The sequence below is a fragment of the Myxococcus hansupus genome (assembly GCF_000280925.3).
Taxonomy (GTDB): domain Bacteria; phylum Myxococcota; class Myxococcia; order Myxococcales; family Myxococcaceae; genus Myxococcus; species Myxococcus hansupus.
On the sequence record NZ_CP012109.1, the window covers coordinates 7187311 to 7210215 of the forward strand.

Annotated in this window: 18 protein-coding genes; 11 read left to right on the forward strand and 7 right to left on the reverse strand. The window is 71.4% G+C overall.

Annotation, left to right across the window (positions count from 1 at the left end; all coding sequences use genetic code 11):
- Positions 1 to 23: 23 nt before the first annotated feature.
- On the forward strand, positions 24 to 992 hold the full coding sequence (locus tag A176_RS28040; RefSeq protein WP_002635238.1) for a lipase family protein: 969 nt from the start codon (positions 24 to 26) through the stop codon (positions 990 to 992).
- Positions 993 to 995: 3 nt separating this feature from the next.
- Here the strand turns inward: A176_RS28040 and A176_RS40905 are convergent, their stop codons facing one another.
- Both A176_RS40905 and A176_RS28050 read right to left on the reverse strand, forming a co-directional pair.
- Complete coding sequence (locus tag A176_RS40905; RefSeq protein WP_002635237.1) at positions 996 to 2093, reverse strand: trigger factor; 1098 nt, start codon at positions 2091 to 2093, stop codon at positions 996 to 998.
- A gap of 88 nt (positions 2094 to 2181) precedes the next feature.
- Entirely contained in the window at positions 2182 to 3147 is a 966-nt protein-coding gene (locus A176_RS28050) for a hypothetical protein (RefSeq protein WP_002635236.1), read from the reverse strand.
- A 188-nt stretch (positions 3148 to 3335) separates the two neighbouring features.
- On the opposite strand from A176_RS28050, the gene A176_RS28055 reads away from it, so the two are divergent.
- The 3 genes from A176_RS28055 to A176_RS28065 are packed head-to-tail and all read left to right on the forward strand — an operon-like array spanning position 3336 to position 5224.
- Positions 3336 to 4073, forward strand: a complete 738-nt coding sequence (locus tag A176_RS28055) for a peptidylprolyl isomerase (protein WP_002635235.1) — start codon at positions 3336 to 3338, stop codon at positions 4071 to 4073.
- Entirely contained in the window at positions 4073 to 4807 is a 735-nt protein-coding gene (locus A176_RS28060; RefSeq protein WP_002635234.1) for an alpha/beta hydrolase, read from the forward strand. The genes A176_RS28055 and A176_RS28060 overlap by 1 nt, the downstream gene beginning before the upstream one ends.
- Positions 4808 to 4810: 3 nt before the next feature.
- On the forward strand, positions 4811 to 5224 hold the full coding sequence (locus A176_RS28065) for a secondary thiamine-phosphate synthase enzyme YjbQ (RefSeq protein WP_002635233.1): 414 nt from the start codon (positions 4811 to 4813) through the stop codon (positions 5222 to 5224).
- 12 nt (positions 5225 to 5236) lie between these two features.
- Here the strand turns inward: A176_RS28065 and A176_RS28070 are convergent, their stop codons facing one another.
- Complete coding sequence (locus A176_RS28070) at positions 5237 to 7483, reverse strand: L,D-transpeptidase family protein (RefSeq protein WP_226994010.1); 2247 nt, start codon at positions 7481 to 7483, stop codon at positions 5237 to 5239.
- A gap of 336 nt (positions 7484 to 7819) precedes the next feature.
- Here A176_RS28070 and A176_RS28075 point away from each other — a divergent pair, with 336 nt between their 5' ends.
- Complete coding sequence (locus A176_RS28075; RefSeq protein WP_002635230.1) at positions 7820 to 9400, forward strand: SDR family NAD(P)-dependent oxidoreductase; 1581 nt, start codon at positions 7820 to 7822, stop codon at positions 9398 to 9400.
- Between the two features lie 93 nt (positions 9401 to 9493).
- Positions 9494 to 9817: a tellurite resistance TerB family protein gene (locus A176_RS28080; RefSeq protein WP_002635229.1), complete on the forward strand. Its 324-nt coding sequence runs from the start codon at positions 9494 to 9496 to the stop codon at positions 9815 to 9817.
- A 20-nt stretch (positions 9818 to 9837) separates the two neighbouring features.
- On the opposite strand, the gene A176_RS28085 is transcribed toward A176_RS28080, so the two are convergent.
- From A176_RS28085 to A176_RS28095, 3 genes are read right to left on the reverse strand one after another with little or no spacing between them, the layout of a single operon-like run.
- Positions 9838 to 11181, reverse strand: a complete 1344-nt coding sequence (locus tag A176_RS28085; protein WP_002635228.1) for a sigma-54-dependent transcriptional regulator — start codon at positions 11179 to 11181, stop codon at positions 9838 to 9840.
- On the reverse strand, positions 11178 to 12608 hold the full coding sequence (locus tag A176_RS28090; RefSeq protein ID WP_002635227.1) for a sensor histidine kinase: 1431 nt from the start codon (positions 12606 to 12608) through the stop codon (positions 11178 to 11180). Before A176_RS28090 ends, A176_RS28085 begins: the two co-directional genes overlap by 4 nt.
- A 47-nt stretch (positions 12609 to 12655) precedes the next feature.
- Entirely contained in the window at positions 12656 to 13123 is a 468-nt protein-coding gene (locus A176_RS28095; protein ID WP_002635226.1) for a hypothetical protein, read from the reverse strand.
- Positions 13124 to 13420: 297 nt separating this feature from the next.
- Between A176_RS28095 and A176_RS28100 the strand changes: the two genes are divergently transcribed.
- The 5 genes from A176_RS28100 to A176_RS28120 all read left to right on the forward strand — a co-directional run bounded on the left by A176_RS28100 (position 13421) and on the right by A176_RS28120 (position 21453).
- Positions 13421 to 13663 carry a hypothetical protein gene (locus tag A176_RS28100; RefSeq protein ID WP_002635225.1) on the forward strand — a complete coding sequence of 81 codons (243 nt, stop codon included), beginning with the start codon at positions 13421 to 13423 and terminating at the stop codon, positions 13661 to 13663.
- Positions 13664 to 13974: 311 nt separating this feature from the next.
- Positions 13975 to 14565, forward strand: coding sequence for a GAF domain-containing protein (locus A176_RS28105; RefSeq protein WP_002635224.1), 591 nt, complete (start codon positions 13975 to 13977; stop codon positions 14563 to 14565).
- 115 nt (positions 14566 to 14680) lie between these two features.
- The gene (locus A176_RS28110) at positions 14681 to 16531 is read left to right on the forward strand and encodes a serine/threonine-protein kinase (RefSeq protein WP_044889328.1); all 1851 of its coding nucleotides are present in this window, start codon (positions 14681 to 14683) and stop codon (positions 16529 to 16531) included.
- Between the two features lie 84 nt (positions 16532 to 16615).
- Positions 16616 to 20395 carry a tetratricopeptide repeat protein gene (locus A176_RS28115; protein ID WP_002635222.1) on the forward strand — a complete coding sequence of 1260 codons (3780 nt, stop codon included), beginning with the start codon at positions 16616 to 16618 and terminating at the stop codon, positions 20393 to 20395.
- 116 nt (positions 20396 to 20511) lie between these two features.
- On the forward strand, positions 20512 to 21453 hold the full coding sequence (locus A176_RS28120) for a YXWGXW repeat-containing protein (RefSeq protein WP_044889327.1): 942 nt from the start codon (positions 20512 to 20514) through the stop codon (positions 21451 to 21453).
- A gap of 15 nt (positions 21454 to 21468) precedes the next feature.
- Here the strand turns inward: A176_RS28120 and A176_RS28125 are convergent, their stop codons facing one another.
- The gene (locus A176_RS28125) at positions 21469 to 22905 is read right to left on the reverse strand and encodes an alpha/beta hydrolase family protein (protein ID WP_002635220.1); all 1437 of its coding nucleotides are present in this window, start codon (positions 22903 to 22905) and stop codon (positions 21469 to 21471) included.

Here is a 22905-nt window from a genome sequence, read left to right on the forward strand (position 1 = left end):
TTCCCGCTACGCTGCTTTAAGAGATGACGCCGTCGCAGCTCGAACCTCCATCGCCGCCCACCCCTGGCACCATCACCCGGCTCGCTCGCACGCTGCGCGGCCTGCCTCCCGCCGAGCGCTGGTGGGGCCCCGGCTGCGCGGGCATGGCGGGCTGGCTGAAGCGCGCGGCCCTGTCCCTGCCGCCCGAGGACCTCACGCCCCGCTTCCGCGCGCTGCTCGCGAAGGTGCGCGAGGGTGAACCCGTGCTCCCGGACGAAGCGAAGCACCACCAATACGTGCTGGTGCGCGGCATGTTGGGCGACGAGCTGCCCGGCTACCTGCTCGACAACGTGCAGCGCCTGGAGCGCCGGGGCCTGAGCGTGCGCGAGGCGGCGGTGGACACCGAAGGGCTGCTCGCGGACAACGTGGCGGTGTTGCGCGAGGCGCTGCTCGACGCGGAGCACTTCGGCCGCACGGTGGTGCTGGTGGGCCACAGCAAGGGCGGCGTGGAGTGCACCGCCACGCTGGCGCTCTACCCCGAGCTTCATCACGTGGTGCGCGCGGTGGTGACGTTGCAGGCGCCCTATGGCGGCTCGTCCATCGCCCACGACCTGGCCACGACGCCGGAGCTGCGGCGGGTCATCGACTTCGCCTTCCCGCTGCTGTTCCACGGCGTGTCCCGCTCCGTGGAGGAGCTGTCCTATTTCCAGCGGCAGGCGTTCATCCAGCAGCACCCCTACCCCGCCGGCATCCCCACCGTGTCGCTGGCCTCGTCGCGCCTGTCGCGCCGCTCCACGCTGTACCCGCTCCAGCGCTACCTGCATGAGCGCTACGGCTACCAGGCGGACGGCATGGTGACGGCCGTGGACGCGGAGGTCCCCGGCGCGCGCATGGTGCGGTTGGACGACATGGACCACGCGGAGGCCGCGATGCGCGGCCTGCCGGGCCTGGGCCGCTACCACCCCGGTGACGTCACCGAGGTGATGGTCGCCCTGGCCCTGGAGACGCGCTGAGCCTCACGCCGCGGCGGGGGTCAGCGTCACCTGCTTCATCACGTGGTCGATGATGGAGGTGCGCAGCGCCATCTCGAACAGGCGCTGGGCCAACGCGGCGTCTTCCTTCACCGAGCGCCCCATCTCCTCCCGGGAGACGCCGGTGAAGTCCGCCAGGTCCGTCAGCATGGCCTCCGTGGCAGCGCGGTCCGGCTGGATGCCGTCGCGCTCCGCGATGGCGCGCAGGGCCAGCGCCAAAGTGATGCGATACGCGGCGTCCATGCGCGTGAGCGGATCCGCCTGCCAGCCTTCCAGCGCGTCCTGGAGTTCGTCCTGCTGGAAGTCCTTGCGCAGGAGGAGGGGCCGCTCGGAGTCCGCCCAGCGCCGGCGAATCTCCTCGTCCAACAGCGCCGCGGACAGCTCCACCGGCGTGCGCTCCACCAGCACGTCCATCACGCGCTCCTGCGTCAGCCGGTCTGCTTCGGCGAGCCGCTCCTGGGCCAGCTCGTCCCCCAGCTTGCGCATGATGTCCGTGGTGGACCCCATGCCCAGCCGCGACAGCAGCTCCGGGGCGTCGTCGTCCAGCACCTTCAGCTCACGCGCCGCCCTCACCTCCAGCAGGAAGCGCGCGGACTGTCCCCGCAGCGCCTCCACGGGGTAGTGCTCCGGCAACGTCAGCTCGATGACGAAGGACTGGCCCACCTTCGCGCCCACCAGCGCCTCGAAGAAGCCGGGCACCACCGGGTCCGCGGCGACGCGCGTCCACCAGTTCTCCTTGGCGGAATAGGGAATCAGCCGCTCGTTGGCATAGCCGAGGACGTCCAGGAGCACCTCGTCCTCCAGCGCCACCTCCTCGCCGGGCTGACGCTCACGGCTGTCGGCGTGCTTGCGGCGAAGCGCATCGAAGCGCTCCACGAGGTCCTGCTCGGTCAGCGGCGCCGGCGCCACCTGAACCACCGAGACGCCATCCAACGAGGGGGCGGTGACGGTGGGAAGGTCGACGGGCTCGGTGCTGTCGAGCTGCAACGCCGCCGGCATCTTCTTCATGATGCCCAGCGCGTGAAGCTCAGCCAGCGAACGCGCGTTGTTACGGCCGCCCTGCGATTCGTCTTGGGTCGTCATGGTTCTCGCTCCCGTCCCCCTCGGATAGCACAACGCTCCGGGAGGACCGAAGCCCCCCGGAGCGTTGGGACTGACGACGCGGCGCTTCTTAGAAGAAGGATCCGATGAAGCTGGACACCGTCGAGACGGCCGCGCCCACCTGGCTGACCACCGGGATGTTGGTCGCGGCGGCGATGGAGCCCAGCGCGGTCACTCCGGCGGTAATCTTCTTGCCCGTCGAGGCGTTCGGGTCCGCGATGGTGCTCACGGCGACGGCCGTGTCCGCGGCGGCGATGGCGACGTTGAGGCCCGGAGCGAAGCGGCCCGCGGCGCGAGCCACCGCGGTGCCACCGCCCGCCAGCGCACCCCGCGCGGCGGTGCCAGCGGCGCGCGCGGCGCCCTCCAGCCCGCGCTCGGCGACCTCGGCGGCCGCGCGGCGCACGACCTGACGCGACGCGCCTTCCAGCGCCGTGTTGGCGGCCGTGGTGGCGACGCGGGTGGCCGCGGCGCGGGTGGCCTCCGGGGCCGCCGCGGTGAACGCGGTGCGCGCGGCGCTGGTGGCGGCGCGGTAGTTGCTGACGTTGCCCGCGAGGTTCAGGCCGTCCCGCGTCGCCGTCAGCGCCGTGGAAGCAGCGCCGGCCGTGGAGCCCGCCGCCTGACGGATGGTGTCCGCGTTCGGGTTGCGGATGGCCTCACGCACGTCACGGGCCGCCAGGTAGCCAGCGCCCGGCAACTGCGCCACGTTGGCCGCGAGGCTCAGCGCGCCGGCGCCACGCGACAGCGCGGTGTTCGCGCCCTCGACGACGCGGCCGCTGCCACCCGGCAGGGTCATGGGGCCGAGGCGGCGGGGACCGAAGGCGTCACGCACCTGCGTGGCGGCGACACCGTCCGAAACGGAGCGCACCCCGTTGGCGACCTGGGCAACCCGACCCGCGGCGGCCTCGAACCGGTCGGTCTGCGCGGGGCGGGCCTCGGTGCGCGCCGGAGGCGGCGGCGGGGGCGGCGGAGCCGGGCGTGCCGGCGCGGGAGGCGGCGGAACGGGACGGGGCTCGTTGCGACGAATGGGAGGCGCCATGGGGTGTGCTCCTGCGAATTTCTAGAAGGGCTTGCGAATGCTCTAGCCCGATCATCGGCAAATCCGGAAAAGAGTTGCGTCCAGACCCGCAGGCCGTGCCTTTTTCCACTGCCAGTACCTGACAGAAACCGGGCCCCGTCCACGCAAGCCCCTGGAATCCATCAGACTTGGGCTAATGTCCGCGCGCCATGTGGACCCGAATCCTGACGACTGCCCTCCTCTGCCTTTCCCTCACCGCCTGCAAGGACTCCGATAAAAAGGAGTCCACGGGCGGTACGCCGCCTCCCGCGGCGCCCGCGGCGAAGCCCACGCCGCCTCCCGCCGCCCCGGCCGCGGCGCCCCCGGCCGAAGCCGCCTCGGGCGAATGGACCCAGAAGGTCCAGGCGGGCCAGGACGTCTACGCCACCCTGCAGACGAACCAGGGCCCCATCGTCGTTCACCTCTTCTCCAAGGATGCGCCCAAGACGGTGGCCAACTTCGTGGGTCTGGCCACGGGCGAGAAGGCCTGGACCGACCCGAAGACGGGTCAGCGCGTCGAAGGTAAGCCCCTGTACGACGGTGTCATCTTCCACCGCGTGATTCCCGGCTTCATGATTCAGGGCGGCGACCCCACGGGCACCGGCCGTGGCGACCCGGGCTACCGCTTCGAGGACGAGTTCCAGAGCGGCCGGACCTTCAACAAGAAGGGCCTGCTGGCCATGGCGAACGCCGGCCCGGGCACCAACGGCAGCCAGTTCTTCATCACCACCTCCACGCCGGACTACCTCAACAACCGCCACACCATCTTTGGTGAAGTGGTGTCCGGCTACGACGTGGTGGAGAAGATCTCCAACGTGCAGCGCGACGGGCGCGACAAGCCCGTGGAGCCGGTGGTCATCCAGAAGATCGCGATGAGCGACCAGGCCCCGGCCGGCGTGGGAAAGTAATGGACCGCACGCTGCGCCACCTGACCACCCGGCTGGGAGAGCTGGACTGCCACATCGTCGACGCGCTGCCCGAAGGCGCGACGCCGGACCTGGTGGTCATCCTGTCCCATGGCCTGGGCGCGCCCGCCACCGACCTCGTGCCCATGGGGCCGGAGTTGATGGCGCTGCAGCCCGTGCTGGCGCAGCGCGTGCGGTTCGTCTTCCCGGGCGCCCCCCTGGCGTATGCCTACGGCGGTCGCGCCTGGTTCCCCCTGCCCGACGCGGTGATGCGAGGGGAGCAGCGCGACTGGGAGGCCTTCGCTCGCGACGTGCCGCCGGGCATGCCCGCTGCGCGACGGGCCCTGATGAGCGTGGTGGACGCGGTCAGCGCCAGCATGAAGCTGCCCTACGGACGCATCGTCCTGGGCGGCTTCAGCCAGGGCGGCATGATGTCGACGGACGTCGCCCTGCGGCTCGACGAGCCCATCGCGGGCCTGGCCATCCTCTCCGGCACCCTGACGTCGGAGCCGGAGTGGCGCAAGCGCGCCGAGGGCCGCAAGGGCCTGCCGGTGTTCCAGGCACACGGCCGCATGGACCCGCTGCTGCCCCTGCCCACCGCGGAGCGGCTGCGCGACATGTTCGTGGCGTCAGGCCTCACGGTGGACTTCCACGCCTACGACATGCCGCATGCCATCGTCAGCGAGGAGCTGGAGGCCCTGGCCGCCTTCCTCGCCGCGCGCGTGAAGGAGCCCTGAGCCATGTTCCACGCGCGGGAGCTCACGGTGTCCAACAGGGGCCGCGGCTTCACCGACATCACCGCGGACGTGCAGCGGGCGGTGGCGGAGAGCGGCGCCCGGCAGGGGCTGTGCACCGTGTTCCTCCACCACACGAGCGCGTCCCTGCTCCTCTGTGAGAACGCGGACCCGGACGTGCGCCGGGACTTGGAGTCCTTCTTCTCGCGGATGGTGAAGGACGGAGACCCGCTCTTCGTCCACGACGCGGAGGGCCCGGACGACATGCCCGCGCACGTGCGCACGGTGCTCACGCAGAACTCGCTGAACATCCCCGTGAAGGACGGCCGCGCGGACCTGGGGACGTGGCAGGGCGTCTACGTCTGGGAGCATCGGACGTCGCCGCACCGGCGCCGCGTCACCGTGTCCGTGGTGGGCTGAGGGCGCGCCGGCCTACGGCGCGCCCACCTGCGTCGACGCCACCGCCACCTTGCGCGCCGCCTTTCCCGTGGGCCGGGCCTGGCCCCGGATGCGCACCCAGGAGCCCGGCGTGTCCGCCGTCGCATGGACCATGGACCAGCCCGTGGGGACCTCCGGAGCGGCCCAGGCATAGAGGAGGCGCGCGTCCTTGGGTGACAGGTTGACGCAGCCATGGCTCATCGGCTCGCCGAAGCGGTCGTGCCAGTAGGCCGTGTGCAGGGCGTAGTCGTCCTGGAAGAACATGGTCCACGGCACGGTGGCCACGCGGTAGGTCTCATTGCCGGCGGTGCCACTGCCCGTCATGTCCGCCTCCGCGAATTTGATCCAGATGCGGAACAGCCCCTCCGGCGTGTCCGTGCCCTGCTTCCCCGAGGAGATGAGCGTCGCGTACACCGGGCGCTCGCCCTCGTAGGCCACCAGCACCTGCGCATCCAGGTCCACGTCCAGCCAGCGGGAGCCCGGCGCCACCTCGGGCGGCGCGTGCGTGAACCAGGCCACGTGCAGGTCGTCCCGCGCCACCCAGTGGCCCTCCGCGATGCTCACCCAGTGGCCGTCCTCGGACAGCTCCTTCACCGCGACCAGGGTGCGCGGCGGCAGCACGGTCTCCCGAGCGGCCTTCGCGTCCGGGGCCAACTTCACCTCCACGGAGGCGGAGGGCCGGGTGCGGGACTGGGCCCAGGCGAACGTGGGCGGCAACTCCGCGATGGCCTCCGCGTTGACGCCTTCGAAGGCGGAGGGCCTGTACTCCCGGAGGACTCGCGCTTCCAGGTACTGGCCCTCCGTGGTGCGCCAGTACGTCTTGCGGCGGATGCGAACCTGTCCTCGGAGCTGCACCGTCACGGAGCCCTTCAGCAGCACGCCTTTGCGCCGGGCGCGGGCCTGCGCGAGGCTCGGATAGGCGCGCACGCGCTTGCCCACGACGCGCGCGTAGATGCCAGGGGTCAGCTCGCCCTCGCGGAGCTTCGGGAGTTCACGGACGCGCGGCTCGCGGAAGTTGGCCTCCAGGTAGCGCTCGCAGACCCAGCCGCGCGGCTCTATCTGCACCCAGGCTTCACAGTCCGGCCCGCGAATCGCCGTCTCGCCCTGCCAGCGGACCCGCATGTCCTGCGCCACGGTGCCCAGCGAGGGTGAGTTCTGGCGCGGCTCCTGGCGGACGACGATGGAGCGTCGGACTCGCAGCGAGCCCGCATCGGGCGCGAAAGGAATGGCGTGAGGCTCCAGGCCCGTCCCCGCATCCGTGCCCGTCCGCTCCGGCTCGGCGTCGTCGAGCACCAGCCCCGTGTCCTTGAGCGGCTCGCCATGGGGGCCCACGGCCCACTCCGTGTCGTCGAGCGGCTCGCCATCCGGGCCCAGCAGGGACTCCGTGTCGTCGAGGGGTTCGCCGTCCGGACCGAGCAGGGACTCGGAGTCCTCGATGGGTTCGCCGTCCGGGCCGAGCACCAGCTCCTCGCCCGGGTGCTGCGTGTCTGGGATGACGGTGAGCTGCTCGGACGAGGCCGTGACGTCGCCGTCCCCGTGGAACACGTCGTCCTCGGGCGGCACGGACTCGTCGAGCGCGGGGTCGATGGACAGGGCGGGGACCTCGCCGTGCCCTACGGCCGCCTGACGGCGCATCGGGTCGCCATCGCCGGAACGCCGCGCCGAGACCTCCGAACCTCCGTCCGTCCCCGCATCCGCGCGGGTGCGCTGCCACGCCGCATAGAGCGATTCCGAGGTGGCGACCACGCCCGGCGCTCGCGGATTCGTCACGGAGGCGTTCTGCGAGGCGGTCCCGCTAGAGGTCGCCCCCGACGGTGATGCGTCGGTGGAGTGCCCCACCCGGGCGTTCTCCGGGGCGGTCCCGATGGAGATTGCCCCCGTCGATGCTGCCTGGATGGGTTGCCCCACCCGGGCGTTCTCCGGGGCTGTCCCGCTGGAGGTCGCCCCAGTCCCCGAGCCAGGCCCACTGGGCGCCATCCCCGTCGTGGCTCCGGAGACCGCGCCACCCTCGGGAAGCACCGTGGCCCTCTCCGCCACGGATGACGGACTCGTCGGCGCATCGTGCGGGGCCGAGCCGTTCACGGACTCCGGAACACGGCTGCCCCGCGCGGACACGGTCCCTCTCCCTGGCGCCGTGGACTCGCGCGCCCCGGAGGCATCGGGCGTGAAGTCCTCCGGGCCGGGAGGAGGCGTGCAGGCGATTCCAGGCAGCAGCAGGACGAGCGGAAGCCAACGTCGCATGGAAGCGACACGGTACGGAGGAGCGCGAGCACACTCAACGTCGGCCACGGTGCGCGCGCCTGCGTGCGGCTCCGTGTGGGTGGGCAATTCGTGCCATCTCAGCGGCGCTTGTCACATGCAACGGAATGGTGGTTCCGTTTCATGAAACATGATGGGGAACGCAGGGTCCGTGGCCGAACCGCCCCCGTTCAGAAGCCCTGGGAACCGCGGGCCCTCGCCCCCGGGCGCATCGCCCCAGGGTGCCGGGCGCCAGGGTGGCCGCCTCCCCACCCACCGAGCCCCGTCCCTCCGCGCCTCTTTCCACCCTCCCCCTCTGGAAGATATGCAGCGGGGGAGATGAAGCTCGCCGAGACCGCTCCGCCCCCCGACCCTGAAACGCCGCCCGCCCCGCTGTCCCTGGACGAGGTGCGCCGGGCCACCCAGCTCCTCGAGGCCATCGCCACGGAGCGCTTCCTGATGGCGACCCTCCCCGAGGAGGACCGCATCGCCCTCCTCGCCGCGGCGGGCCGCGTGGTGCACCCGGACCGTGACACCAAGTCCCGGATGCAGAAGGCGCTGCGCCGGGACAAGAAGAAGACCAAGCGCGAGCACGACCGCATCGTCCGCGCGACGACGGAGATTCGCACCCTGCGCCGCTCCGCCGTCTTCACCGTGCCGGCGCTGCCCCCGCCGCCGCCCACGGAGGCTGGACCGGAGCGCATCCTGGAGCAGCCCCGCCGCTGCTACGTCTGCAAGGCCGAGTACCGGAAGCTGCACTTCTTCTACGACGCGATGTGCATCGAGTGCGCGGACTTCAACTACGCCAAGCGCACCCAGCGCGCGGACCTGACCGGCAAGGTCGCGCTCATCACCGGCGCCCGGGTGAAGATTGGCTTCCAGGCCTCGCTGATGCTGCTGCGCTCCGGCGCGGCCGTCATCGCGACCACGCGCTTCCCCAAGGACGCCGCGCAGCGCTACCTCCAGGAGCCTGACTTCGCGGACTGGTCCCACCGGCTGCAAATCCACGGGCTCGACCTGCGGCACGCGCCCAGCGTGGAGCTCTTCGCCAGGTACATCGAACAGACGCACCAGCGACTGGACATCCTCATCAACAACGCCGCGCAGACGGTGCGCCGGCCCCCGGGCTTCTACGGCCACCTGTTGCCGGGCGAGATGCGCCACAGCGACGAGCTGCCCAAGGCGGCGCGCGCGCTGCTGTCGGGCCATGAGGCCTGCGTGGCCACCGTGCAGCCCGCGGCCCTCGGCCCCGGCGCAGCCTCGGGTGGTTCGGAGCTGACGACCACCTGGCGCAGCGGCGACGCGGCGCTGGGCATCCACTCGTCCGCCGCGCTGTCCATGCTGCCCTACGCCCTGGAGCACGAGGGCGACGTGCGCGCCCTCTTCCCCGAGGGCAAGCTGGACGCGGACCTGCAGCAGGTGGACCTGCGGGACACGAACTCGTGGCGCATGAAGCTGGCCGAGGTCCAGACGGCGGAGATGCTGGAGGTCCACCTCATCAACGCGGTGGCGCCCTTCATCCTCTGCGGGAAGCTGAAGCCCCTGATGCTGCGGGACCGCTCGTCCCCCGGCCACGTGGTCAACGTCTCCGCGATGGAGGGCAGCTTCTCGCGCGGCACCAAGACGGACAAGCACCCGCACACGAACATGGCGAAGGCGGCGCTCAACATGATGACGCTGACCTCCGCGCCGGACTACGCCCGCGACAACATCTACATGAACGCGGTGGACACCGGCTGGGTCACCGACGAGGACCCCGCGCAGCACGCCGAGCGCAAGGTGCAGGAGCTGGACTTCCAGCCGCCCCTGGACATCGTCGACGGCGCGGCCCGCGTGGTGGACCCCATCATCGCCTCGGAGAACGCGGGCGAGTTCGTCTGGGGCAACTTCTTCAAGGACTACAAGCACACCAACTGGTGAGCCGGTATGCGATGCGTCATGGGGCCCGGCCACCGAGCCGGCCCCGGCGTCACAAGGTGGACGTGGGTCCCAGGACAGGCCAGCCTAGCGGGCATGGGTCCCGAACAGTTCCACGTCGAAGTCCTCAAGCTGCTGCTTCAAATCGCCACCGTCGACGGCAGCGTCGCCCGCTCCGAGATTGAACACATCATGGACACCGCGCGGGGCATGAGCGTGCCGCTGCCGGAGCTGGCCGCGCTGACGCGCTGTCTCCAGAACGGCGAGCCCCTGCCCCCGCCGAACATGGGCATCCTGCGCACCAACCCCACGGCCGTCATCAAGGAGGCCAAGGCGCTCATCACCAGCGACGGCACCGTGCACGCGGCCGAAATCGAGCTGCTGCGCCAGATTCGCGAGATGCTCGGCGTCATCAACTGACGCCAGTCCCGGGCAAGCGGCTACGACTCGCTCTCCGCGGCCTCCAGCAGCTTGTAGAGCGTCTTGCGGTCCACATCGAGCAGCCGCGCCGCCTCGCTCTTGTTGCCGCCCACGTGTTGCAACACCTGCGCGGCGTAGCGGCGCGACAGCTCGGCCAGGCTCGGCATGTCACCCGCGAGTCCGGCCATCTTCGGGGTGGACGCGTCGCCAATGGGCTCCGGGAAGTCCTGGGGCCCCAGCACGCCCGTCACGTTGAGCGCCAGCGCCCGGGCCACCACGTTCTCCAACTGCCGCACGTTGCCCGGCCAGTCATAGGCCGCCAGGCGCGCGTTGGCCTCGGGCGTCACCACCGGCCGCACGCCGCCGCGGGCATGCCGTCCGGCGAAGTGCTCCACCAGCGCGGGGATGTCCTCGCTGCGCTCCCGCAGCGGCGGCAGGTGCAGGTGCACCACGTCCAGGCGGTACAGCAAATCTTCGCGGAAGAGCCCTTCGGACACCCGCGCCTTCAGGTCCTTGTTGGTCGCCGCCACCACGCGCACGTCCACCTTGACGGGGATGCTCTCGCCCACGCGGCGGATTTCGCCCTCCTGGAGCACGCGCAAAAGCTGCGACTGCACCTTCATGCCCACGTCGCCAATCTCGTCGAGGAAGAGCGTGCCGCCGCTGGCCTCCTCGAAGACGCCCCGGCGTGTGCCGGACGCGCCGGTGAAGCTGCCCTTCGCGTGGCCGAAGAGCTCGCTCTCCATCAGCGACTCCGTAATCGCGCCGCAGTCCACGGGGATGAAGGGCCCGTTCATGCGCGGCGAGCGCTTGTGCAGCGCGCGCGCCACCATCTCCTTGCCCGTGCCCGTCTCGCCGGTAATCAGCACGGGCACGTTGCTGGCCGCCGCGCGCGCCACCTGCTTGTACACCTCCAGCAGCGCGGCGCTGCGGCCCACCAGCATCGGCGAGCCCCGCTCCACCTGCTGGCGCAGCGAGCGGTTCTCCTCCACCAGCCGCTTCTGCTCCAGCGCGCGCCGCGCCACGCGCAGAATCGCGTCCACGTCGAAGGGCTTGGCCAGGTAGTCGAACGCGCCCTGCTGGATGCTGTCGAGCGCGCCCTCGATGTTGCCGAAGGCCGTCACCACCACCACCGGCGTGTCCGGAAGCTGCGTCTTCACCTCGTGGAGCACCTTCAGCCCATCCCCCGGCTCGGGCATGGCCATGTCGGTGAGAACCAGGTCGAAGGCGCCCTCCGCGATGCGCTCGGTGGCGCGGCGCGGGTCCTGCGCCTGCGTCACCGCGCCCAGCGGGCCCAGCAAGCGCTGGAGCAAATCACGGGCCTGCGGGTCATCATCCACGACGAGGATGCGGGCTGAGCTCATGTGCCGACCTTGCGCATTCCGGCGGAACCAGTCGCATTGGGGTCACCGCCGGTGCCCGCCGCCGGGCGAACCACGCGGGGGAAACGCACGACGACGTGCGTTCCCTTTCCTTCTTCCGAGCGCACCACCAACGTGCCGCCATGCGCCTCCACCACGCGCTTCGTGGTGGCCAGCCCCAGGCCGTGGCCCGGCAGGTTCCGCACCTCGGGCGCGCGGAAGAAGGGCTGGAACAGCGAGGCCTGCGTGTCCGCCGCCATGCCGATGCCGTTGTCCACCACCTCCAGCACCGCCATGTTCCCCTCGGTGGCCACCCGCACCTTCACGAGGGGGGCCGGCTGGCCCGCCGTGTACTTCACCGCGTTGGTGAGCAGGTTGCGCGCGCTCACCTGCAAGAGCTGTCCAGGGCAGTCCACCGCGACGCCGGGCGACAGGTCCCGCTCCAGCGACACGCCCTGCGCCGCCGCCGTCTGCGCCACCTCCAGCAGCACCGTGGTGACGGCCGTGTCCAGTTCGCCCACCGTGCTCTCGCCGCGCGTGCCGGCGCGGCAGAAGCGCAGCAGCGCCTCGATGAGCTCGCCCATGCGCACCGCGCTGGATTCACACTGCGCCAGCATCTCCAGCGCGCCCGCGTCCTGCACCGCGCCCGTGCGGCGGATGAGCGTCAGGTAGCCCTTGAGCGGCGCCAGCGGCGAAATCAGGTCGTGCGCCACGCGGCGGGTGAACGAGTCCAGCTCCTGGTTGTGCCGGCCCAGCTCCTCCAACTGCCCCTGGATGATGGCCTCCTGCCGCTTGAGCAGGGACGTGACGCGCCAGCCCACCAGCAGCGACAGCAGGATGGCCAGCAGCGTGGCGCCCGCGCCCAGGGCCGTGTTGCGCACGCGCAGGTCCTCGAAGCGGTTCACCAGGCGCCGGGCCTCGGCCGCGTTCTCCTCCTCCAGCGCGCCGCCCAGCGCGTCCAGCTCCGCGCCCAGCGGGCGGATGCGCTCGGCCAGGTGGCGCCGCGCCCGCTCGGCCTCGCGGCGCTGGGAGAAGACGGCCGCCGCGCGGACCTGGTCCGCCAGGCCCTGACAGGCGGCGTTGAAGCGGTACCACAGCGCCTTCTCGCCCTGCGGGAGGTTGCGCGTGTACGCCTCCGACGAGGCGCGGATGTCGCCCAGAATCTGCTCCATCACCGCGTCCGCGGCGCGGCGCTCGGCGTCACCGGTGGCGCGGATGTGGGCTTCGATGGCGGACTCGAGCGACAGCGCGTCCACGCGGATGCGTCCAATGGAGCCGGCCCGCTCCAGCGCCTCCTGAACCAGCCCATCCACCTGCCGCCCGGTGCGGACCTCCGTCCACAGGGTGAACGCGGTGACGGCCGACAGCAGGACGACGACGAAGAAGAAGCCGGCCCGGTAGCCGCGAATGGGGATGCGGGAGCTCGCCACGCCGTTCCTCTATCACGGGGATGCGGCGCCGCGCGTCAGCCGGGACGTCAGGGCGCCGTGGGCTCGACGTTCCCGGCCGCGGGGGGAGCAGCCGGCTGCGACGAATTGTTCAGTCGCCGCCGGGCCCGCTCCAGCGCGGACTCGTACCAGACGTCCGACAGCTCCTCGTGCATCTCCTTGAGCTCCTTGAGCTCATTGACCTCGCGCTCCAGCGCCAGGAGCTGCGTGTTGTGCTCCTCCAGCGCGTGCCGGTCCGCCTCGGTGCGCACCAGCTCCTCCAGCAGCGCCACGCGGCCCTGCTCCGCCTCGGCGCGCTCCAGCCGCAGCCGCTCCAGCGCGGACTCCAACTGGGCCATGCGCAGCGCGTAGGCCTCGGTGCGCTCGCGCTCCGACTCGTACTCGCGACGCCACCGGTCCGCTTCAATGACCTGGGCCTCCAGCCGTTCGAGCGGGATTCCCGTCGCGCAACCCGCACCCAGGACGGCCAACGCTGTCGCGACACAGAAGAACCGCATGAACCATCTCTCCCACACCATGACCGCGCGACATACGCGGCGAGGGCGCCGGGCCGATACCGTGTAACCGGATGACGCGTGCAGCTTGCTCAACTGCCCCGTCATCGTCAAAGCAGCAACTGCCTGACTGGGGAGCGTGCCCCCATTGTCGGAGCCCCAACTGCGGAGTTTCTCCCCAAGAACAGCACGCGCGCCCAACGCGCTCCCTCTGACAGACGCCATGGCACGGCGCCTGCTCAAGCCCTCGCTCGCTGGGACGGCGCAATCACGCGCCGTCTTTCGTCACCGGAGCTTTTCATGAAGACCGTGTTCGCCGCTGCCTTCCTCGCCGCCGCCACCGCGTTCGCCAACACCCCGGCCCCCGCCGCGGAGCCCGCTGCCGAAGTTCAGCCCGCCGCCGTCGAGGCCAAGGCGGAGACCGTGGACGCCGCGGAGGCTCCGAAGGAGCCCCAGGCCGAGGCGGCTCCCGAGGCCAAGCCCGCGAAGAAGAGCAAGAAGGCCAAGAAGACGGGCTCGGCCACTGCCGCCGACACCAAGTAATCAGCTTTTTCGGCTCTTAAAGCCGTGAAACGGGGGTACCTCTTCCAAGGAGGTACCCCCGTTTCCTTTGCGGGTCTATAAAAACCCATCTCCCCTTGATTTCTGAGACACCCTCTCGAAAAGTGTTTCGAGGTCCGAGAAAACCCATCCGGGTCATACTCACAGAGCAGTCGTCAATCCGTCCAGTGAACATGTGATTTGACAGAAACAGAAGAATCCTGCTTAATACGACTTTAGCGAATCACTGACCGTCCCAGACAGGGGCGGAACTCGAATGGATGCGGTCCCCCCGCCGCTGGAGACAACCCCCAATGATCGAAGCCTTCTCGAAGGTGTCGGAAGCCTCGAAGCTGCTGCTGGAGAAGGGCCTGGTCCCGAGCACCGGCGCCGAGGTGCTGAGCATGGTGGGGCACGCGCTGGGCGTTGACCGCGCGTACATCCTGGAGAACCGCGTCCAGGGGACCTACGGCCGGTTCATCACGGACATGCGGCACGCCTGGGCGGAGGCGCCCACGCCGTCGCCGCTGGCGAACCCGGTGATGCGGGCCTTCTCCTTCCGTGAGTTCGCGCCGGGCTGGGTGGACATGCTGGAGGCCGGCATGGTGGTGGCCTGCCCCACCCGCGACGCGCCGCCCATGATGAAGGACCTGCTGGAGCGCCAGGGCACGCAGTCCATCCTGATGTGCCCCATCAATCCCTCCCGGCAGCAGTGGTGGGGCATGGTGGCCTTCGAGGACTGCCACCGTCCCCGCGCCTGGAAGCCCGAGGAAGTCACCCTCCTCAAGTCCCTGGCCCGCGCGGTGGCGGCGTCCGTCCGACATGGGCAGATGCGCTCCTCCCTGGACCAGGTGCGAAACAGCCTGCGCCAGGCCGTGAGCCGGACGCCGCTGTCCGGAATCTGAGCGGCTGCTCGGAGGCCCGCCTGACGGCTTGCCGGGGGGCAATGCCGACCCGTGCATGAGCGGACATTTCCAGCGCCGGGTTTCTGCTACCCTGGCCGCCCCTTCGCTCACCGCCATGTCCTCAATCGACCCCACCGCGATCAGCCGGCCGCGCTCCCCGGATCTCATCAGCGGCTACCACCTCGACAAACTGGTCGGTAGCGGAGGCATGGGAGAGGTCCACAAGGCCACGCAGCTCTCGCTTGGCCGCACGGTGGCCGTGAAGCTGCTGAACCCGGAGCTGGCGAAGGACCCGTCCTTCATCGCGCGCTTCCAGAAGGAAGCCGCCGCGCTCGCCGCGCTGAGCCATCCCCACATCGTCTCCATCGTCGACAAGGGGAAGACGGACACCACCTACTACCTGGTGATGGAGTTCGTGGATGGCCCGTCGCTGCGCGAGCTGATTCGCGCGCCGCAGCTCGACGTCATCGGCGCGCTGCGCCGCATGCTGCAGATCTGCCGCGCCATCGAGTACGCGCACGGCCGAGGCGTCATCCACCGGGACTTGAAGCCGGAGAACATCCTGCTGGACCAGCAGGCCGGCGGCATCGCCAAGGTGTCGGACTTCGGGCTCGCCTCCTTCCTGGACGACGCCAGCCCCTCCTCGCGCTACGCGCTCACCTCCACGCACGTGTCCATGGGCACGCTGTCGTACATGGCGCCCGAGCAGCGCGTGGACGCGAAGAACGCGGATGCGCGCGCGGACATCTTCTCGCTGGGCGTCATCCTCTACGAGTGGCTCACCGGAGAGGTGCCGCTGGGCACCTTCGATCCGCCGTCGCGGCGCAAGCCGGGGGTGGACACGCGGCTGGACGCCATCGTCACCCGCTGCCTCAAGCCGGACCCGGACGACCGCTACCCCTCCGTCAGCGCGCTCATCGCGGACCTGGAGCTGCTCGTCCCCGGCAGCCTGCCATCGCTGGCGCCGGTGAAGCTGACGCACTTCCAGCGCGTGGGCCAAGGCTTGCGCAAGACGGTGCGCATGGCCCTGCAAGCCGCGGCCGTGCTGCTGGTGATGGCGGCGCTGGCCGTGCTGGGCCGGGAGTGGCTGCGCAGCGGCGACACGCCGGTGCCGCCGCAGCCCGGCGCCGCGCTGAACGCGGACCTGGGGCCACCCTCGCCCCGGTCCATGCCCGGGCGCATCGAGACCGGCTCCGAGAAGCGCACGGTGGCCGTGGGTGACGGTCCGGACGCGCCGTCGCTGCTGGTGGCCGGACGGCCGGTGGAGGCGGAGGAGAAGGCCATCATCTTCCCGCCGGTGGAGGAGCGCTCGCAGACGCGCGTGGGCCGCGCCCGGGTGGACGTGGTGGGCCTGGACGGCGACATCGCCGTGCTCAGCGCCCGCGTGCGCGCGGACGCGCCGCCGGACACGTGGAAGCGCCGCGCCTACCACATGGTCTACGGGCCGTCGCAGCAGGCCCCCGCGGCCGCGCTGCTGCTCCAGGGCAGCACGGGGCGCTACGTGGCGCTCATCCATGACGGCGCAGGCGCGCCGCTTCGGCTGGAGTGGGCGCTGGGCGAGCGGCGAGGCACCATGCTGGGCCTGGCCTCGCCGGAAGGCGAAGCGGCACTGGAGCTGCGCGTGGACGCCGACGGCGTCATGCAGGGCTACGTGGGCAAGGGCAAGGACCAGCGGGCCATTGGCGAGCCGCTGAACCTGGGACCGGGCTGGATGGAACACTTCGGTGACGCGCCGGTGCCCGCCTTCGGCTGCATCGAGGGCACCTGCCGCGCGGAGGGCTTCCTCTACACCGTGCGCCGCGCGCCGCCCCCTGGGACGACGGCCCCGGTGCCGGAGCTGCCCAAGTCCGTGGTCGCCGCGGCGCCGGCCAAGGCGGTGGTGCCCGCCAAGCGGCCCCCGCCGCCCCCGCCCCCGAAGAAGCAGCCCGCCAAGGGCTCCTCGAAGACCCCCGCCAAGCGGCGGTAAAGCGTCCGGCAGCGCGCGTCCGGACACTCTCGCGCAGGGGAATATGGCCAGGGCCAAGGGATTGCACTATCCCTGGGCCCTCCTATGCGCACCTTTCGATCTCGCTTCGCCGCGCTCGCACTCGCCGCAACCCTCACGGGCTGCTCCCATTCCGCCTCCACGGCGACGCCCCGCGTGCTCGAAATCGCCGCGGAGCGCGCGCAGAAGGGCACGCAAGAGGCTCGCACGCTCGCGTTCGCGGGCTTTCACGCCCTGCTCGTCGCGGGTGACGCCACGCTGGCGCAGCAACGCTTCGACGACGCCATCGCCCGGGACGCCGGTGACGTCTACGCCCTGGCCGGGCAGTCCCTGATGGCGCGGCGCGCGGGCCGTCCCGACCGCGCCCTGGCCGCGTCGCTGGAGGTGGCCGCGCGCGCGCCCAAGCACCCGTTGGCCACCATCGCCGCGCGGCACGTGCTGGAATCGGTGGGCACGTCGCGGGCGCTGGACGACGACATCCTCCAGGGCGTGGACCGGGCGCTGGCGGCGGGCGCGACGGGCGAGACCGCCTATCTGCTGCGCGGCGCGCGCATGTCCGTCGCGGTGGTGCGCGGCGAGGCGCAGGCGCGCGACGCGGCCATGCTGGAGCTGGGCGGCGTGAATCAGGTGTCCCTCGCCGGCCCCTTCTCGCCCTACCACCTGCTGGCCTGGGACGAGAGCACGCCCATCCACCAGAACGGCTCGCTGGCGGGCCCCTTCACCGGCGCCTTTGGCCCGCTGCCGGTGCGCACGCTGGAATCGCCCGACGGGCGCATGGACCTGACGGGCGAGCCGGGCCCGGGGGACAACTACGTGCAGGCCTTCGACGCGGAGGTGACGGAGCCGGGCCTCTACGTGGCGCGCACGGTGAGCGGCACCTCGCATCAGGTGGCGCTCAACGGCGCGCCGCTGATGGAGCGCCGGGCCTGGCAGCGCGCCACCTCCACCGTCACCGCGCGCGCCGTCCAGCTCGGCGCGGGCAAGCACCGCTTCCTGGTGCGCCAGCTCAAGGGGAGCACGTCCGGCCTGCTGACCTTCGCGCTGCTGCGCGTGGACGGGCGCCCGTCCGCCGTGCGCTTCACCCCGGCCACCGGCCCCGCGCCCAAGACCTGGGGCGGCAAGGCCGAGGCCTCCGACGAGACGCCCGGCGTGTTCGCCACCGCGGAGAGCGTGAAGACGGCCCTGCACGCGGAGGCCGGTGAGCTGCTCGCCGTGGTGCTGGCGGTGCGCGACGGCCTGCAGCGGGACGCGGATGGCGCGCGGCGGCTGATGGCGTCGGTGGAGGCCAACACGCCGACGCTGCTGTGGCTGCGCGCCGAGGTGGCGTCCGCGGACCGCACCGTGCCCTCCAAGGTGGCCCGTGGCCGCGCCACGCGCGACCTGGAGGCGCTGCTGGCGAAGGACTCTGGCAACGTGGCGGCGCTGCTGCTGCGCGCGGAGCTGTTCCTGGACGAGGGGCAGCCCGCCCCCGCGATGGACGTGCTGAAGACGGCCTCCGAGGTCGCCCAGCCCGCCGGCCACCCGGTGTTCATGCTGCGCGCCCGCGCGGCCCTGGCGCTGGAAGTGGAGGCGCTGGCGGAGGAGTCGCTCGCCGCGGCGCTGGAGGCCCAGCCCGGCCTGTGCGAAGCGCTGGCGCTCCAGTACAACCTGTCGCGGCGCCGCGACGCGGCCGAGCGCGGCGACAAGCTGCTGACGGCCCTGGAGGGCTGCCCGGCCCGGACGGTGCGCCAGGCGGACCACGCGCGCACGCGGGGCGACACGGAGGCCGCGGCGAAGCTGTACGCGGAGCTGCTGGGCCGCGACCCGAGCAGCATCAGCCTGGGCAACACGCTGGCCAACCTCTACGTGTCCAAGCGCCGCTTCGACGACGCGACGGCGGTGCTGCAGAAGCTGGCCGCCGTGTGGCCTCGCAACGCGGAGCTGGTGAAGCGGATGGCGGACGTGCGCGAGTACGCGGGCCAGCCCGCCGAGGCGCTCGCGCTGCGTGAGCGGGCCCTGGCCATGGAAGGGGATGACCTGTCGCTGCGCCGCGCGGTGGAGCGCGCGAAGACGGGCCGCGAGCTGCTCCAGGAGCACGCCGTGGACGGCCGCGAGGCCATCCGCGCCTACGAGGCGGAGCCCATGAGCGGCGGCAGCGCGGCGGCCTTCGTGCTGGATGCGGCGGCGGTGCGCGTGTACCCCGACGGCAGCATCGTCAACCGCATCCACACGGTGCAGAAGGCGCTGGAGCAGTCGGGCGTGCAGGAGATCGCCGAGGTGAACGTGCCGCGCGGCGCGCAGGTGCTGGCGCTGCGCACGCTGAAGGCGGACGGCCGGGTGCTGGAGCCGGAGAACATCGAGGGCAAGGACACGGTGAGCCTGCCCGGCGTGGCCGTGGGCGACTACGTGGAGGTGGAGTACCTGCTGGCCGAGCCGCCGCGCGGCCCCGCGCAGCCGGGCTTCACCGCGTCCGCCTTCTACTTTCAAATCGCGAACCAGCCGAACGCGTGGGTGACGTACACGGTGGTGGCGCCCAAGGGCGTGGGCATGAAGGTGGACGCCCACGGCATGAAGGCCCCGGAGCCGAAGGTGACGGGCGACGTGGAGGTGTTCCACTTCGAGACGCGCCGGGTGCCGCCCTTCATCCCCGAGCCGGACGCGCCGCCCTCCGCCAACGAGTACCTGCCCTTCGTCATCGTGGGCGCGGGCACCACCGGCAACGAGGGCCTGGTGAAGCTCTACGGTGACGCCTTCCAGGACCGCTGGCAGCGCACGGCGGAGGTGGACGCCTTCGCGCGCAAGGCCGCCGAGGGCAAGACGGGCCTGGACGCGGTGAAGGCGCTGCACGCCGCGGTGATGAGCCGCTTCTCCGGCCGCGACGCGAGCCTGAGCCAGACGGCGGCCTCCACGGTGGCGCAGGACCGGGGCAGCCGGCTGACGGTGATGAAGGCCGGCCTGGAGGCGCTGGGCATCCCCTCGCGCGTGGTGGCGGTGCGCACCTTCAACACCGACCCGGCACCCTACACCTTCCCCTTCGACTCGCTGCTGCCCTACGCGGCGCTGCGCGTGGAAGTCCCGGGCAGCGAGCCCGTGTGGGTGGACACCTCCGTGCGCTACGGCCCCTTCGGCGAGCTGCCGGAGTTGGCCATGGGCGGCCTGGAGGCGTGGCTGCTGCCGGAGCCGGGCCGTCCGCTCCAGCGGGTGCAGACGCCGGCCATGAAGGAGCTCCCCGGCAAGGACGTGAAGCTGACGCTGAAGCTCGCCGAGGACGGCACGCTCAGCGGCCAGGGCGAGGAGACGTACTCCGGCTTCGAGGCGGCGCAGATTTCCGAGGCCTTCAACCAGCTTTCGGCCGAGAGCCGCAACCAGGCCCTGCAGGGCGCGGTGGCGCGGTACTTCGGCGGCGCCTCGCTGTCGAGCGTGAAGCTGGAGAACCAGGAGAAGGTGGGCGCGCCCTTCGTGCTGCGCTACGAGTTCACCGTGCCGCGCTTCGGCCGCGCGGAGGGCAGCAAGCGCATGGCCATGGGCCCCCTCACCTTCCCCGCGCAGTTGGGCCGGCGCTTCGTGCAACTGAGCACGCGCCGCACGCCGCTCTACGTCGACACCACCGAGGCCAGCAGCATGCAGGTCACGCTGACCCTGCCCAAGGGCTGGAAGCTCGAGGACCCGCAGGCGGAGATCCAGGCGAAGAACCCGTTCGGCCGTTTCTCGCGCTCGGAGAAGCAGGACGGGGACACCCTCCGTGTCACCGAGTCGCTGCGCCTGCCGCGAAACCGCATCGCCCCGAACCAGTACGAGGTCTTCGCCGGATTCACGGGCGACGTGGACCTCATCCAGACGCGAGAGCTGGTCCTGGTGAAGCCCTAGCCCGGGGATGAATAAAGCCAGAAGGCGTCGCGTCTTTTTTCCACAACGGCCCCCCGCACAGCGGGTTGCAGGGGGCCGAAAGCAGAATTCGTCTGGTAACCCACGGAGATGACGCGATGACTCCTCGATGGTGGGCTTGTCTGGTGGCCATGCTGGCGGCGCCAATGGTTCATGCGCAGACCGCACCGGTCCCCGCGTCGGACCCGGAGTACGCCGAGTACGCATACGACGACACGGAGTTCGAGGACGAGGACACGGCGCCCACGGCGCCCTACGCCCCGCCCCAGCTCCCCGCGGAAAACCTCTCCGCCCGGCCCTTCGCGGGCGCCGTGTGGGCCTCCGGCCACTGGTACTGGGACGGCAACGAGTGGCGCTTCAACAACGGCACCTGGCTGGCGCCCATGGACGGCTACCGGTTCATCAACGGCTACTGGGAGCAGGATGGCCGGATGTGGCGGTGGGTGTCTGGTGGCTGGGCGCGTCATGACTCGGGGATGGTCGAAATCCCCATCGCCGTGACGAGCGCGGAGCTGTCCACGCAGCAGGCCCCGCCGGCGCTCCGCGTCGAGCACGCGCCTCCGCCCCCCGCCCCTTCCTACGTCTGGACGCCGGGCTACTGGTACTGGGCGGGCGCCAGCTACATGTGGGTGGGTGGCATGTGGGCCGCCCCGCCCCGTCCCGGCCTCGTCTACGTGTCGTCCCGCTGGGTGCAGCGCGGGCCGTCCTGGTACTTCTCCGCGGGCGGCTGGGCCAACCGCGGCTCGGTGCGAGTCACCGTGCCCGTCTACCGCCACGCGAGCATCACCGTGACGCGCCGGCACCCGCACTACTTCGCACATAGCTGGCGCCGGTACCCAGCGGTGCGCCACTACGGGTACCACTACACCAACGACTACCGCCGGGGCCCGAGCCCGGTGCGCCAGCACTACCGCGGCGGCGGCCACAACCGGCACGGCAATGGCGGCGGCTACCACCGCGCCTCGCCGGGTGGGCAGCAGCACCGCGGCTCGCACGGCGGACAGCGCCGCGACGGTGGGCGCCGCGGCGGCCGGGACTGACGTCTCAGGGCGCGCTCAGGGAGGCAACCCCACCCCGAGCGCGTCCCGGATGGTCGACGCCGTGTACGGCGTGCCCCACACGGCGTTGACCTCCTCCGCCATCAGCTCCGCGCCGTAGACGAGGCGGCCGGTGCTCACCTCCACCATCACCACCCGGGCATCCGTCAGCGTGCGCAACCTGGGCGCCGCGCCCTCCATGTCGAGCCCCCGCCGCTTCAAGTCGCGCACATCCTGAAGGTACGTGCGCAGGTGGGCCTGGAGGTACGGGACGGCGAGCAACTGCGCGGGCGCCCCGAGCTCCGTCAGCAGGTGCCCCAGGTAGAGGGGAATCATCGCCCCCACGTAGGCCTCCACCAGCGGGCCGTGACTCAACGGCGAGGTGTTCCAGTCCGCGGGCGCGCCATGCATCACGTAGAGCGGCGACACCCAGGCGCCCGCCGCCGCCACCAGGGACTGCGTCTGCTCGTAGGGCACGAGCGCGTCCCGGTCCTCGTGGATGACGAAGAAGGGCACCTCCAGCTTCGAGGCCAGGTGCGCCGCCGTCCACCGGCTGTAGTCCGCGCCGGGCGCGGAGGGACGGCCGCCCGTGGTGGCGAAGATGCGGCGGGAGTACGGCTCGAAGAACGTCTCGTAGTGGCCGCGCATCACCGGGTCCGTCACGCGCGAGGGCACGACGACGTCCAGGTAGTTCACCTGGTGCTCGAAGTCCGACAGCGGATAGAGGGCGACGCCCACCTTCGGCCGCACCTCGGCGGGCGCGTCCACCGCGGCGTACAGCGCGTTGAACCCGCCCCACGAGCCTCCGAAGATGCCGATGCGCGCCCGGTCCACGCCCTCGGCCACGGTGAGGAAACGCATGCCCAGGGCCATGTCGTCGCGGTCGTTCTGGATGTCACCGCCCGCGTAGAAGCGGCCGAAGATGGCCAGCACCCCGAAGTCGTGCCGCAGGTAGATGGAGGACTCCCCCGCGATGCTCTCCGGCGTGCTCTGCGAATAGGCGATGTAGTGCGCGCCGCCGTCGAAGTTCGGCTCGCTGTCATCCAGGTAGAGCCCGTTGGGCCGCGCCGCCCAGCGCGCGTCCACCGCCTCGCCCGTCCACGCGATGCCGTCATACGGACGCGTGAGCACCATGACGGGCCAGGTGCCCGGCTTCTTCGGCGGGAACCATTGCGCGTACGAAGGGGCCTTGCCGGGCTCCTCCAGGCGCAGCAGTTGGTAGGGCCACACCTCGCCTTCGAGCGTGGCCTGCCCCGTGCTCAGCACCGTCACCGTGAGCTCGGCCGTGCCCGCGTCGGAGCCGCCGTCCTCCGGTGCACCCGCGTCGGGGACACCGGCGTCCGGCGGGGTCGACGCATCCGGGAGGCTGACGCCGCCATCCTCGCGGGTGTCCTCGGAGCCGGTGTCACATGCCAGGGGGAGGCCGCCCAGGAGGACGGCGCCAAGAACGGTCAT